This is a genomic window from Enterococcus sp. E4-223 (assembly GCF_035727065.1).
Taxonomy (GTDB): Bacteria; Bacillota; Bacilli; order Lactobacillales; family Enterococcaceae; genus Enterococcus_B; species Enterococcus_B faecium.
Map to the genome: position 1 here is coordinate 169,810 of NZ_JAPMLH010000003.1, position 14,767 is coordinate 184,576.

A 14,767-nucleotide genomic window follows, 5' to 3' on the forward strand; every position below is an offset into this window, starting at 1 on the left:
CAAACAATGAGGCTTTAAATAAAAAAAGGAGGTTATTTTTTTAAGGTTAAGTTTCATGATATATGTTACTACTTGCTATTTCAGCTTGTGAAGAAAATCAAAAACTAATTTTGCATATCAAAAAAAACATGTTACAATGAAATTAATCAATGGTGGAAGCGTTATAAAAAAATTAAGGAGATTAAAAAAATATGGCAAGAAAAAAGACGATTACTAGAGAACAGATTTTGGCAGCTGCTTATGAAGTAGCTGCCACCGATGGATTTACACGATTTACTGCGAGAAACATCGCGAACAAAATGAATTGTTCCACGCAACCGATTTATCTTGAGTTTAAAAATATGGATGACTTGAGACAAGCTCTTTTTGAGCAGATCTATGATCATTTACAATATGAAGTGTTCACTGTTGAGCATACAGGGAATACGATTATCGATCTTGCTTTTAATTATATCCATTTTGCAAGAAGAGAGAAGAAGTTGTATCGTTCACTGTACTTAGAAGAATATGGTGGAGGAAAAGAGATGCAGAATTTCTCTTATACTTACTTTGTGAATACAGTGAAACGCGATCCAGCTTATGTGAATCTTTCAGAAGAGCAGATCGAATCTTTGTATAATGGGACATGGATCATAGCTACTGGGATCGCAGCTTTGATGTCTTCAAGCATCATCCATCCAACTGATGAACAGATTGAAAAGATGATCCAAGACAGTATAGATGCTATCTTGAAATTCAAAGAACCAATCGAAATCGATTGAATATACTCAAAAGTTCCACAAATCAGTAGATAACAAGAGATGTGTCAAAATAAGGAAAAGTTCGTTTTTCTTACAGCGTATGCATTTTTAACTCCCGAAGAACTCTTCCATGAATGCAATGAATAAAAGAGCCGTACAGATTGAATAAATCTGGATGGCTCTTTTATTTGCAAGTATATTAAATTTTTGCGACTAGTTCTTTAGCGAAAGCTTCTAAATTTTCGATATCTTCTTCTTCAGCATTCAGATCCACTTTAACATTTTCGGCTCCTTTTGATGCGCCTGTTTTTGCAAAAGCAGCATCGAAATCATCCACCGATTTGCAGAATTCATCGTAAAAAGTATCACCAGATCCGCAGACACCGTAAATTTTTCCCGATAGATCCAATTCTTGCAAGTCTTCATAAAAGTCTACGATCTCATCAGGCAAATCGCCATCATCGTATGTATAAGTAGCTACTACGCAAATATCTGCCTCCTCGAATTCATCTGCATCTACTTGGGTACATTCGTTGATTTCGACTTCGATATCCAGATTTTCAAATGCTTCTGCAACAATATCGGCGATTTCTTCAGTGTTTCCTGTCATGCTAGCATATACGATTTTTGCTAAAGCCATGATGTGCCTCCTCGTTTATAATTATTTAACAATTATGAATTATACCAAAACATCATTGAAAAGAAAATAAAACCTAGAGACACCTGGGGAATGTCATTTGGCTAAATGTATGCCGCTATGTTAAAATGAGAGGGATTTGTAAAAAGGAGACGAAAATATGATTACTTTAAAATCAGCACGTGAAATTGAAATGATGGCAGAATCTGGAGCTTTATTAGCAGATGTACATAAAAATCTGCGTGATTTTATAAAACTAGGAATCACAAGTTGGGATATTGAGGTATTTGTCAGAAACTATATCGAGAGTCATGGCGGAATTGCTGCGCAAATTGGCTTTGAAGGGTATGAATATGCGACTTGTATCAGTATAAATGATGAAATTTGTCATGGATTCCCTCGTAAAAAGCCTTTGAAAAACGGTGATTTGGTAAAAGTCGATATGTGTATCGATTTGAAAGGCGGCATTTCTGATTCTTGTTGGGCCTATGTAGTTGGAGAATCTACACCTGAGATCGACCGATTGATGGAAGTAACGAAGAAAGCTTTGTACATCGGTATTGAGCAAGCACAAGTAGGGAATCGGATTGGTGACATCGGTCATGCTATCCAAACTTATGTAGAAGGCGAAAATCTAGCGATCGTTCGTGATTTTATTGGTCATGGCGTTGGTCCTACGATTCATGAAGAACCAGCAGTTCCTCATTACGGAGAAGCTGGAAAAGGGTTGCGGTTGAAAGAAGGCATGGTTATCACGATCGAACCTATGGTTAATACCGGAACTTGGAAAATGAAAATGGATCCTAACGGCTGGACTGCGTATACAAGAGACGGCGGACTTTCTTGCCAATATGAACATACATTGGCTATTACTAAAGATGGTCCAAGAATTTTGACATCACAAGGAGAAGAAGGCACTTATTGATCTAGCCAGTCAATAGGTACGGGAGAGGTACATGAAAGTTTGGAACAAAATAAAACAAAATGAAAATCTGATGCGCTTTATTGAGACGACTCAAAAGCGCATCACTGATTCAGAAATGAGTACGACCTCTGTCGTCGTTGCTTATTATTTACTCTTGTCTTTATTTCCATTGATTATTGCTTTTGGTAATATTTTACCGTTTCTCCACATCGATCAAGAGACTGTACTGACCTATTTACGAGAAGTGATTCCTGAGACCGTTTACCAGTTTATCGGTCCTGCAATCAAAGACCTTTTGACACAAAGTTCAGGAGGCTTGTTATCCGTTTCTGCATTAGCGGCTTTATGGTCTGCAAGTCAAAGTATCAATGCTTTGCAAATTGCGATGAATAAAGCGTATGGCGTAGAAAATAGAAAAAATTTTTTGATCGTCCGTTTCTTCTCACTAATTGTCATTGTCTTGTTCATGATTGCTATTAGTGGGGTAACTATCGTTCTTGGGTTGGGACAGCTGATTTTGGATGCTATTCAGCCAATCGTACAAATACCCGTGAACTTTATCGATCAGTTCCAAACTTTGAAGTGGCCAATCACATTGGTAGCTTTATTTGTCATCATGTTCTTGATTTATTTAATTGTCCCTAATGCTCAGTTGAAGTTGAAGACGATCATTCCGGGCACGATCTTCGCTACTGTCGGCTGGATGCTGTTATCACAAGTGTTTAGTATCTATGCTAGGTATTTTGCAACGAGGATCAGCGGTTATCAGATCATAGGAAGTTTTATTGTACTCATGCTTTGGCTTAATTTTGCTGCTACGATCATCATTTTGGGCGGAATCATCAATGCAGTTGTTCAAGAATACGTGACGGGTCATCAAATCAAAAAACGTCGAGATCCAAGCCGAAAATGGTTCAATAAATTGAAAACTAAATTTTCTCATAAAAAAAAGTAGAAACAAGAGTTCTTATTGTAAATTTATATCAGTAATTTATAATAATTATGACTCTTAATTAAAGTAGGTGCCCATATGCTTGTTTCTTTTAGTATGGTTATAAGATTTTTTCTGACAATTTTATTATCACTGATATTAACACCTGTATTCAAAATCATTTCAGTACAAACAGGTATGGTCGACAAACCAAATGAAAGAAGAATAAATAAAGTTCCAATGCCTTCAGCGGGCGGACTGCCTATCTTTATTTCATTTGTTATATCGACTTTATTCTTATTCCGTAAAATTATCCCTCAATCGTATATTGTACCGATCTTGATTGCTTCTTTAGTAATCATAGTCACAGGAGTGCTCGATGATAAATATGAGCTGACACCTAAACAAAAAAGTATAGGGATCTTGATTGCTTCTCTTATTATTTATTTTGTAGCAGATATACGTATTGATTCCTTCACGCTTCCTTTTATTGGATATATCCAACTAGGCTGGCTTAGTTTTCCCGTAACGGTTTTTTGGATCTTCGGTATCACGAATGCGGTCAATCTGATTGACGGTTTGGATGGGCTGGCGGCAGGGATTTCATTGATCGGTTTAATTACGATAGGAATCATTGGATATTTTTTCCTCCATGCTTCTACAGTGTATATTCCAGTTGTTATTTTCTGTCTTGTAGCAAGTATTATCGGTTTTTTTCCTTACAATTTTTATCCGGCAAAGATTTATTTAGGCGATACAGGAGCTCTATTCCTAGGGTTTATGATGGCCGTCCTTTCACTACAAGGGCTGAAGAACGTGACTTTTGTTTCATCGATTTCTTTGCTGATCGTCATGGGAGTGCCGGTAACAGACACGTTTTTTGCTATCATTAGGAGAAAAGCAAACCGTGTTTCTTTTTCTACAGCAGATAAAAAACATCTTCATCACCGACTAATCAGTTTAGGCTTTACTCATAAAGGTGCTGTCCTGACGATTTATGCGATGGCTTTGATGTTTTCTTTCACAGCTATGGTCATGAATTATACTGGAAGAATCGGAACGATCATATTGATTATTGCCATGTTGTTTGCTGCAATTTTATTATTTGAATTGATTGGTCTGATCAATGAGAAACATCAGTTTATTTTAAAAACATTGCGATTTTTAGGGAATAAAGAGTACCGTACGCAAGTAAAACAGAAATATTTGAAGAAATGGAACCGTCATATAGATGAATAACAAATTAAACCAGCCGATCCTTATTAGTATTGTGACGGCAAACAGTGATAAAATTTTTCGGACACTAGATAATTTTATTTCAACTGTAAAAGATGAAACAGCAGTAAAAATCCGAATTTTTGACAACAATTCACTTCCCGAGTACAAAAAAAGACTAACAGAGTATAGGAAATATCCCTACATCGATATCTATTTTCATGATGAAAATTCCGGATTTGGTTATGGACATAATCACAATCTGATAGCTAGCGATTCTCGCTATGGCATTATTTGTAACCCAGATATTTTAGTGGATGAAGAGACAGTTACAGCATTGGTCTTGTTATTGAAAGAACATCCGGAATGTGCGATGTTAGCACCTAAGATTCTTAATGAAGATGGAACAACTCAGCACCTCATCCGTGAACAGCTGGCTGTTTTTGATTACGTTTTGCGCTTTGTGCCTTTCAAATGGGTCAAAAAAAAGTTTGACAAACGACTGGCTGTGTTTGAATGCCGAGGATTGCCTACTGATGCTAATAGTTATGTACGGATGATCTCAGGTAGTTTTATGGTAGCTGATATTGATAAATTTAAAGAGATAAAGGGGTTTGATGAGCGTTTCTTCATGTACTTTGAAGACAACGACTTGTGTTTGAGTTTTGAAAAAGCAGGTTACAAGTTATTGTACACACCCTTTTATGCAGTTATCCATTTTTACGGGAAGGGTGCGCATCGAAATGCAAAACTGTTTCGCGTGTTTTTGACTTCTATGATGAAATTTTTCAATAAGTGGGGGTGGCGTTTTTTCTGATGAAACCAGAAATATTAGTAGTCGTTGTGCTTTATCAGCAACTATTCAGTCAATCTCCAGCTTATGGACCATTAAGCAAAGCACTTAGCGAAAAGCAAATTCAGCTTATTATTTACGATAATAGTCCTCAAAGGCAGCAAAATGAGCTGTTTGAAAAAGAAAATATCGTTTATCATCATGATCCGCAAAATCCTGGTTTAGCGGTGGCTTATAATTTTGCGTTGTCTCAAGCAGATGAAGGAACACGTTGTCTCGTCACTCTGGATCAGGATACGAGGCTAGTCGACGATTATTTTGAACTATTGCGTAAAGTAACCTTTACAGATGAATGTGTTGCTGCAGTTCCGATGATTTTTTCTGGGAGCCGACAAGTTTCTCCCCTATATTCAGATCGTTATATCAATCGTACAGCTCAAGCAGTAGAAGTTGAAGGCCCAACAGCTGAACGAATCATGGCAATCAATTCAGGTGTTGCCTGGTCTGTCAAATTTCTAAAAAAGATTGGCGGGTTTAATCCTGCTTTTTCTTTAGATTTTTTGGATCATTGGCTGTTTTGGAAAGTGGATCAGTTGGAAAAAACTGTGGAGATCCTTCCTGTACGAATGGAACATGATCTTTCGGTTTTAGACTATGAAAAAGTTTCAAGTAATCGATACCGTTCTATTTTACAAGCAGAAAATCGATTTTATCATGAATATGATCAAAGGCATTTATCCAGTCACCGACGACAATTATTGTTAAGAACAGCTAAACAGTTCTTGACCGTCAAAAACCGGCATATCTGGCGGATGACTTTGCGCTCATATGTTAAGAATTGGAAGGTGTGAATTCGTGCGTTCGGTTTGTATAGCTACCTTTAATGGAGGCAGATATTTAAGAGAGCAGTTAGATAGTATTTTATCTCAGCTTTCAGCAGAAGATGAAGTAGTCATTTCTGATGATGGGTCAGTAGATGATACATGGGATATATTAACTGAATACGCAGAAAAAGATAAGCGAATCCAGCTTTTTTCGGGGCCTCGTCAAGGATTGATCGCTAATTTTGGTTATGCGATCCAGCAGACGAAAGGAGATCTAATCTTTTTGGCAGACCAAGATGATGTTTGGTTGGAGACAAAAGTGAAAAAGATCACTGACTATTTTGAGCAGAATCCGGATCAGCTAGTAGTAGTTTCTGATTTGATCATTGTGGACAGCGAGCTGCAAGAGATCCATGATTCGTATTTTTCGTTTCGAAATTCCAAAGAAGGATGGCTTAATAATGTGATAAGAAGTCACTATATTGGTGCTGGTATGGCTTTCCGGTCTTCTTTAAAACCCGATATTTTGCCGATCCCGTCAGAAGTGCCGATGCATGATATGTGGATTGGTTTGCTGGGAGGAAAGAAGACTGGGTTCCTAAGAGAACCGTTAACTCTGTACCGAAGACATGATTTAAACGCGAGTGAGATTGAAACACATTCTAAATTACGGCAAAAAATTTCTTGGCGTGTTCATCTGATTACGGCGTTGATCAAACGAAAATGGTTTAAACGTTGATAAAAGATGTTTAAATCCTTAATATTTCCATGACAAATATAACAATTGATGAGATAATAACAAAGTGAAATTTGAAATCAAAAAGGAGAGCATATATCCATGAAGGGAATCATTCTTGCTGGGGGCAGCGGAACACGTCTGTACCCTTTAACAAAGGCAACATCGAAACAATTGATGCCGATTTATGACAAACCAATGATTTATTATCCAATGTCTACTCTGATGTTGGCGGGAATCAAAGAAATTCTGATTATTTCAACGCCACAAGATACACCACGTTTCAAGGAATTATTTGGAAACGGTAATGATTTAGGACTGCAGATCGAATATGCAGTACAAGAAAGTCCAGATGGATTGGCACAAGCGTTTATCATTGGAGAAGAATTTCTTGGAGATGATAGTGTCTGCTTGGTATTAGGGGACAATATTTACTATGGTGGCGGTCTGTCTAAAATGTTGCAACGAGCAGCTTCAAAAGATACAGGCGCGACAGTATTTGGCTATCATGTCAATGATCCAGAACGCTTTGGTGTAGTAGAATTTGATGAGAATATGCAAGCTTTGTCGATTGAAGAAAAGCCTGCTCAGCCAAAATCAAATTACGCTGTAACTGGCCTTTATTTTTATGACAATGAGGTAATTTCTATCGCTAAAGGTATCAAACCTTCAGAACGTGGAGAACTAGAGATTACGGATGTCAATAAAGCATATTTGGATAAAGGAAAACTATCCGTAGAACTTATGGGACGCGGATTTGCTTGGCTTGATACAGGAACACATGAATCATTGCTTGAAGCATCTACCTTTATCGAAACAATTGAAAAACGTCAGAACTTAAAAGTGGCTTGTTTGGAAGAAATTGCTTACCGTATGGGCTACATCGATAAGGAACAATTGCTGGCCCTTGCACAGCCATTGAAAAAAAATCAATACGGTCAATATTTATTGAATTTGGCCGCTGAATAAGGAGTCCTTACAGATGAAAGTAACAGATACAAAATTAACAGATGTCAAAATCGTAGAAATGGACGTCTTTGGCGATCATCGCGGTTTCTTCACAGAAAGTTATTCAAAAGCAAAATTTGCAGAACATGGATTGAAATATGACTTTGTTCAAGACAACCATTCACTATCAGCTGAAGCTGGTGTCCTTCGGGGGCTTCATTTCCAAAAAGGAGAAGCTGCACAGACAAAATTGATTCGGGTAGTCACTGGAGCAGTTTTAGATGTAGTAGTGGATATCCGCAAAGGTAGCCCGACTTATGGTCAATGGGACGGATTTATCTTATCTGAACATAATCATCGACAGTTGCTTGTACCTAAAGGATATGCCCATGGATTCGTTACTTTGACACCAAATGTGAACTTCCTTTATAAGTGTGATAATTACTATAATGCAGAAGCAGATGGGGGCATCGCATTTGATGATCCAGATCTAGCGATTGATTGGCCAATTGATCCATCAAGAGCGATTATGTCGGAAAAAGATCACCGTCATCCGACATTAAAAGAATTTGAAGCAGAAAATCCATTTGTTTACGGAGAAATCTAAGAATTAAGGAGAAATTTTCTTATGAAAAACATCATTGTTACCGGAGGTGCCGGATTCATCGGCTCTAATTTCGTTCATTACGTGGTAAACAATCATCCAGAAGTGCATGTCACTGTTTTGGATAAACTGACTTATGCAGGAAACAAAGAGAACTTGGCTGGACTTCCTAGCGATCGCGTAGAATTGGTCGTAGGAGATGTTGCAGATGCAGAATTAGTGGACCGTCTAGTAAAAGAAGCGGACGCAGTTGTTCATTACGCGGCAGAATCCCATAACGATAATTCATTAAAAGATCCTTTCCCATTTGTACAAACGAATATCATTGGTACGTATACACTTTTAGAAGCTTGCCGCAAGTATGATGTACGCTATCATCACGTATCTACTGACGAGGTTTACGGCGATCTTCCATTACGTGAAGACCTGCCAGGACATGGGGAAGGCGAAGGAGAAAAATTCACTGCGGAAACACCATATAATCCTTCAAGTCCATATTCTTCTACAAAAGCTGGTTCAGATCTGTTAGTAAAAGCATGGGTGCGTTCTTTTGGCTTACGTGCAACCATTTCAAACTGTTCAAACAACTATGGTCCTTATCAGCATATTGAAAAATTTATTCCTCGCCAAGTAACGAATATCTTAAGCGGTATTCGTCCAAAATTATATGGCGAAGGAAAGAATGTTCGTGACTGGATCCATACGAATGATCATTCTTCAGCAGTGTGGCTGATTTTGACGAAAGGCAGAATTGGCGAAACCTATCTGATCGGTGCAGACGGTGAAGAAGATAATAAGACCGTGATGGAATTGATCTTAGAAATGATGGGTCAACCAAAAGATGCGTACGACCATGTAAACGACCGTGCAGGACACGACTTGCGTTATGCAATCGATTCGACAAAATTACGGGAAGAGTTAGGATGGAAGCCTGAGTTTACGAACTTCCGTGATGGGTTGGCTGACACGATCAAATGGTACGAAGAACATGAAGACTGGTGGAAAAAAGAAAAAGAGGCCGTTGAAGCAGCATATGCCAAAAATGGACAATAATACAGAGAAAATGTCACTGTATTAATGGAAAAACACATGTGAGGCAGGCGCTCGCCTGTCTCTTTTTTAAAATAAAAATCAAGGAGCGGATAATCATATGTTTTTATTAACTGGAGGAAATGGGCAACTAGGTACAGAATTGCGCCATTTATTAGATGAAAAAAATCTGCCATATGTTTCAACAGATGCAAAAGACTTGGATATCACAGATGCCGAGAAAACAATGGCTTACATCACAGAATTAAAACCTGATGTTATTTTCCATTGTGCAGCTTACACAGCAGTAGATAAAGCAGAAGAAGAAGCAAAAGAATTAGATGAGAAGATCAATGTTGATGGTACAAGAAATGTAGCACTTGCAGCAAAAGCTGTGAATGCTCAATTCGTCTATATCAGTACAGACTATGTTTTCGATGGAAAAAACAAAAATGTAGAATACGAAGTAGACGACCAAACGAATCCACTAAATGAATATGGTCGTACGAAATTATTAGGCGAAAAAGCAGTAGAAGAGATTTTAGAAGACTATTATATCATACGAACTTCTTGGGTTTTCGGGATCTATGGACACAATTTCGTCTTCACGATGCAACGCCTAGCGGAAACCCGCGACAAACTGACTGTAGTAAATGACCAGTTTGGGCGACCAACTTGGACACGTACTTTGGCAGAATTTATGGTATATGTCATCGAAGAAAAAGCACCATTTGGTATTTATCATTTGTCGAACGAAAATAGCTGTTCTTGGTATGAATTCGCAAAAGAAATATTGAAAGATACAGATGTAGAAGTTGCGCCTGTTACGTCAGAAGAATTTCCGCAAAAAGCAACACGTCCGCAGTATTCAGTCATGAGCCTGAAAAAGACAGAAGCGTTAGGTTTTGTCATACCAACTTGGCAAGAAGCACTTGCGCAAATGCTGGAAGCTGCCAAAAAAATGAATAAGTAATTTCCTTTTTATCAAATAGAATTTGGAGCATGATATGGAAAAACAAACAAGAAGTGCACGACGAAAAGAAAAGCCAAAAGCGAATCAGGCAGATTCGAATTTGGTGCTTGACCTGTTTCTAAAACTCCGCTATCTTATTGGCGTTTTAGTCATCGTGGTCATCGTTACTTTTAATTTAAACGGAAGTTCACTTGGTGTTTGGGATAAATATGTGTCGCAAAGAGACGATGGGAAAAAAACTGATGTGATTTTTGGACAGAATCGGGAAGTGCGGTCAGACGAATGGCTGGTTCAGACACCTTTTTACCTCTCACAAGCTGAAGAGGACTTTCCGTTGGTGAACGAGGATTATTCATTAAACGGACAAAACATGATCATTGCGTATAATTCTCCTGTAAAGGATATTACGGTTATCGGAAAACCATTCAACTGGGGATTCTTTTTCCTCGGAAGAGATCGAGGACTTTCCTTTTATTGGGCGATGAAATTAGTCGTCATGGTCTTGCTTGGATTCGAAGTACTGATGATATTAACGAAGAGAAAAAAAGCTCTATCGCTAATCGGTGCATTTGCGCTGACATTTTCTCCAGCAGTCCAGTGGTGGTTCATGCAACATGTGGGCGATTTGATTTTCTTTACTTTGGGACTGATGACTGCTTTTTATCATTATTTCTACAATCATGATAAAAAATGGCTACGAACGTTGATGATGCTTTTGGTGGTTATTTTCGGTATTGGGTTTATTTTAGTGATTTACCCAGCCCATCAAGTGATGCTGGCGTACTTGCTGATTTTTTATTTTGTTGGCCTGCTTATTTACTATAGCGAGAAAGTTTCATGGGATCTGTTGGATGTAGTGTTGATTGGAGGGGCAGTTTTATTTATTGGCGGAGTCATGGTTCATTTCTGGCTAACGTCAAAAGACGCATTGTTAGCTTCTTTGAATACCTTATATCCAGGAAAACGGGTAAGTACTGGAGGAAAGTGGACGATTGGCGAATTTTTTTCTTTCCTTACAAATTGGAAAATTCCTTTTGAAGATATCAACTATTCGAATAACTCTGAAGTGGCCCTGTTCTATCACTTTTTTCCAACTGTATTCCTAGCAAGTCCATTTGTGTTATTTGGCAAAAAAGATAGCGAACAAAAGTTACTGGGACGTATTTTGATGATTTTTTGTCTGTTTTCTATCTTTTGGATTACCGTTGGGTTGCCAAAATGGCTAGCAGAAATCACTCTGCTGTCTTATGTTCCTCCATTAAGAGCCATCCTTACTTTTAGTTTTGCGGCTTGTTTATTATCGATCTGGTTTATCGCTTATATTTGGAGAGAAGATGTTATTCCTATTTGGTATAAATTCATTTTGTTGGCAGTAAATGCATGGTCTTATTTCTATGCGATTACGCATTCGAAAATGGATAATTATTTTTCGGATTTTGAAACCATCGCAGTTGCTGTGTTGGGAACAGTGATTTTAGCTTTTGCATTATTTGGCTGGAGACGCTTGTTTTACCTCGCTTTTGCCGCCTTAGTTATCGTATCTGGCTTTTTCGTCAATCCAGTCGTAGAAGGTACAGGAGCGATTTTTGAAAAAACACTGGCAAAAGAAATCCAAAAAATCGATCAACAAGATCCTGGTAAAGTTTGGTTGTCTGAAGATGAATTATATAACTTCACCCCAACATTGGGAGTGAAATCCTTCAATACAGTACGCTTTTATCCGGATATAGCTGCATGGAAGAAAATCGATCCGAAAGAAGAATACGAGAAGTATTATAATCGGTATGCTCATACAAGAGCTTTTATCGCTAAGGAGGATACAAAGTTCATTTTAGATCGTCCAGATATGTTTTCGGTCACGTTGAATTTTGAAGACGCAGAAAAATTAGGGATCGACTATGTGATCAGTAAACGACCATTAACTGATTACAACCAATTATATGAAGCGCAGTTCACGCAGCTATATGGACCGGATAAAGACGGTTATATGATTTTTAAAGTAGAATATCCGGATTATCCAGATGTACCACAAACACAAACTCAGGAAAATCAGCTAGTCGTACAGTAATAGGCTAGCTGAGAATAATCCTGAAATATTAGTAGAAAGGAGAGTGGAGATAATTCAAGCAATCGTACAAAAATTTGTCAACAAAATGAGTGTCGGTTTCTTGCTTTTGTTGCTGACGCTAGTCTTTTTTGTTTGGACAGCAGGGTTAGGTTTTCCAGCAACTTTGTTTATATATAACAATAGTTCATTACTTATCGCTTTTAGTGTGGCTATTTTGCTCATTTTAAATGTTTATAAAGCAAAAGGCGTCGATTTTCTTTATCTAGGTGTTGCGCTTGCACTTTTCATTTTCTTTTCTTACTTTCGGGAATTAAGAAATGAGTCTTTATTTGGAGATTTACTGTTTCCTTTGATTATTTTATTTTGTTTAGTAATTAAATGGATTGAGTGGACAAAATGGGATCGCGGTATTTATCTGCTTGTCTTTACGGTCTTCCTCGGAATCACATTATATCGTGTATTTACAGAGATCCAAGTACCAGAAGGACAAAGTATCTGGGCTCCGGGTAATACACTTTCTGATATTTGGATCAATACGAATACAATCGGAAGTTCTTTGATGACTCTTGCTTTACTGATTAGCGGATTTGCCAGTTCTTTTGAACGATGGTATGTTCGAATCATCGGTGGGATAGCAGTCGTTGCAGCCTTTTTAGGTATTTGGGTCTGCCAATCTAGAGGTGCATTAGTCGCGTTGATTGTTTTTGCGATATTGGATCTTTTACCTAAATCATTGATGCGTGTCATTCGTGCGCCGTTTATTGCCTATACGGCTACGATTCTTTTGGCTTTACCGATTTCTTATCTAGCCGCTGTTTCCGAAAAAGTCAATTTGTTTACCGGTAGAGAAGATATTTGGCATAAATTCTATCAGACGCTAGGAGAAAAATCTGAGCAAGTTTTACTTGGGATGAAAACATTCATCTTCCAACGAGGAAACCAATTTTTAGGAAACCACAATAGTTATAATTCTATTTTGAATATCTATGGGTTAATAGGGTTTGGAGTTGCTGCTTTGCTGCTTATCCTTTTTATTGGTCGCTTAACGTTGAAAGCAGATTTATCCAACGGGCAGATGACTTTTATCTGGGCCTTTTTTGCGGTGATGATGCAGTCATTTATGGAGGATACATTGACTTCATACCCGTGGGTTCCGATTATTTATATCCTGTTGGCTATGGCCGTTCATCGCTATGACGAAACGAAAGTTATGGAAGAATACTATGACATAGAAGAGCCATATGACGACATGAATGCTGGAGATCCAAGTTATGAGGAACAACCAGATAGCGCTCATTCTTCCAGGATCCAACGCTATCATTGATAGGCGCAAAATACGAGAGAGGCTGTGACAACCGTCGCAGCCTTTTTTGGTTTATTGCAATTGTCTAGCATCTTCTGTAAAATAGAAACGTTAGAGAAAATCTTGTATCATAGAAAATTAAGAAATAAATAAGAACGCAGCTCGGTACCAAAAATATGGTAAAATGGCACTTGACTGTAATTCACTGAAATCGCTTGGAGGAACACAAATGTTTAAAGATTTGTATTTATTTATGAAGGACATTTATCAGAACAGAAAATTACTGCTACAGTTTTCGATCAATGACTTCAAATCAAGATATGCAGGATCGTTTTTAGGGATCTTATGGGCGTTTATCAATCCGCTATTTACTGTATTGATTTATTGGCTGGTATTTGGTGTTGGACTGAAAGCACAAATGATCGATGCAAAATACCCATTTATCGTATATTTAGTTACCGGGATGATTCCTTGGTTCTTCTTCTCAGATGCATTTGCATCAACTACGGTTGTTTTTCGGGAATATACTTATTTAGTAAAGAAAGTCGTATTCAATATTCGTATCTTGCCCACGACGAAAATCCTATCCAATCTGTACACCCATTTATTCTTCATTCTGATTGGCATAGCTGTCGCGCTTATAAATGGTATATATCCTTCAGCAATGTCTTTACAGCTGATTTATTATTTATTTTGCATGTGTGCTTTCTTGACAGGATTGACTTGGCTGACGGCATCGATCCAACCATTTCTACCTGATATCATGCAATTAATTACGATCGTGCTGCAGTTGATCATGTGGACACTACCGATATTATGGAGCCCTAATCAGTTTGATTCAGGTCTTGTAAGCATATTGAAATTAAATCCGCTGTACTATGTTGTTCAAGGTTATCGTGAGTCATTTTTAAGTGAAGCTTGGTTCTGGGAGCATGGAACATATACTTTGTATTTCTGGGTTTTCACGTTAGTAATGTTCGTAATCGGCTCTGCAGTGTTCCGTAGATTGAAACCACATTTTTCAGATGTGCTGTAAGGAGA

The 14,767-nt window shown here is 37.9% G+C and carries 15 protein-coding genes; 14 read left to right on the forward strand and 1 reads right to left on the reverse strand.

Annotated elements, in window-relative coordinates; all coding sequences use genetic code 11:
- Window positions 1-191: 191 nt before the first annotated feature.
- Complete coding sequence (locus tag OS139_RS06005) at window positions 192-761, forward strand: TetR/AcrR family transcriptional regulator (RefSeq protein ID WP_002286467.1); 570 nt, start codon at window positions 192-194, stop codon at window positions 759-761.
- Window positions 762-939: 178 nt separating this feature from the next.
- Here the strand turns inward: OS139_RS06005 and OS139_RS06010 are convergent, their stop codons facing one another.
- Window positions 940-1,380 (reverse strand): flavodoxin, encoded by a 441-nt coding sequence (locus OS139_RS06010; RefSeq protein WP_002297963.1) that lies wholly within the window; start codon window positions 1,378-1,380, stop codon window positions 940-942.
- Between the two features lie 157 nt (window positions 1,381-1,537).
- Here OS139_RS06010 and map point away from each other — a divergent pair, with 157 nt between their 5' ends.
- From map to OS139_RS06075, 13 genes are all read left to right on the forward strand, one after another.
- A complete protein-coding gene (map, locus tag OS139_RS06015) occupies window positions 1,538-2,302 on the forward strand; it encodes a type I methionyl aminopeptidase (RefSeq protein WP_002332068.1) in 765 nt (254 codons plus the stop codon).
- A gap of 31 nt (window positions 2,303-2,333) precedes the next feature.
- Window positions 2,334-3,257: a YihY/virulence factor BrkB family protein gene (locus OS139_RS06020; RefSeq protein WP_002286461.1), complete on the forward strand. Its 924-nt coding sequence runs from the start codon at window positions 2,334-2,336 to the stop codon at window positions 3,255-3,257.
- Window positions 3,258-3,332: 75 nt separating this feature from the next.
- Window positions 3,333-4,472 (forward strand): MraY family glycosyltransferase, encoded by a 1,140-nt coding sequence (locus OS139_RS06025; RefSeq protein ID WP_002332067.1) that lies wholly within the window; start codon window positions 3,333-3,335, stop codon window positions 4,470-4,472.
- Window positions 4,465-5,265, forward strand: coding sequence for a glycosyltransferase (locus OS139_RS06030; RefSeq protein ID WP_002286455.1), 801 nt, complete (start codon window positions 4,465-4,467; stop codon window positions 5,263-5,265). The genes OS139_RS06025 and OS139_RS06030 overlap by 8 nt, the downstream gene beginning before the upstream one ends.
- The gene (locus tag OS139_RS06035; protein WP_002286453.1) at window positions 5,265-6,092 is read left to right on the forward strand and encodes a glycosyltransferase; all 828 of its coding nucleotides are present in this window, start codon (window positions 5,265-5,267) and stop codon (window positions 6,090-6,092) included. Before OS139_RS06030 ends, OS139_RS06035 begins: the two co-directional genes overlap by 1 nt.
- Window positions 6,093-6,096: 4 nt before the next feature.
- Window positions 6,097-6,804, forward strand: coding sequence for a glycosyltransferase family 2 protein (locus tag OS139_RS06040; RefSeq protein ID WP_002286451.1), 708 nt, complete (start codon window positions 6,097-6,099; stop codon window positions 6,802-6,804).
- A 99-nt stretch (window positions 6,805-6,903) separates the two neighbouring features.
- The gene (gene rfbA, locus OS139_RS06045; RefSeq protein ID WP_002332066.1) at window positions 6,904-7,770 is read left to right on the forward strand and encodes a glucose-1-phosphate thymidylyltransferase RfbA; all 867 of its coding nucleotides are present in this window, start codon (window positions 6,904-6,906) and stop codon (window positions 7,768-7,770) included.
- Between the two features lie 13 nt (window positions 7,771-7,783).
- Entirely contained in the window at window positions 7,784-8,356 is a 573-nt protein-coding gene (gene rfbC / locus OS139_RS06050) for a dTDP-4-dehydrorhamnose 3,5-epimerase (protein WP_002286442.1), read from the forward strand.
- Between the two features lie 21 nt (window positions 8,357-8,377).
- The gene (rfbB, locus tag OS139_RS06055) at window positions 8,378-9,406 is read left to right on the forward strand and encodes a dTDP-glucose 4,6-dehydratase (RefSeq protein ID WP_002294532.1); all 1,029 of its coding nucleotides are present in this window, start codon (window positions 8,378-8,380) and stop codon (window positions 9,404-9,406) included.
- Between the two features lie 97 nt (window positions 9,407-9,503).
- Window positions 9,504-10,355: a dTDP-4-dehydrorhamnose reductase gene (gene rfbD, locus OS139_RS06060; protein ID WP_002294531.1), complete on the forward strand. Its 852-nt coding sequence runs from the start codon at window positions 9,504-9,506 to the stop codon at window positions 10,353-10,355.
- Window positions 10,356-10,389: 34 nt separating this feature from the next.
- Complete coding sequence (locus OS139_RS06065) at window positions 10,390-12,423, forward strand: DUF7657 domain-containing protein (RefSeq protein ID WP_002332065.1); 2,034 nt, start codon at window positions 10,390-10,392, stop codon at window positions 12,421-12,423.
- 43 nt (window positions 12,424-12,466) lie between these two features.
- Window positions 12,467-13,747, forward strand: a complete 1,281-nt coding sequence (locus OS139_RS06070; RefSeq protein ID WP_002332064.1) for an EpaQ family protein — start codon at window positions 12,467-12,469, stop codon at window positions 13,745-13,747.
- Window positions 13,748-13,955: 208 nt separating this feature from the next.
- Window positions 13,956-14,762, forward strand: a complete 807-nt coding sequence (locus OS139_RS06075) for an ABC transporter permease (protein ID WP_002289081.1) — start codon at window positions 13,956-13,958, stop codon at window positions 14,760-14,762.
- Window positions 14,763-14,767 lie beyond the last annotated feature (5 nt).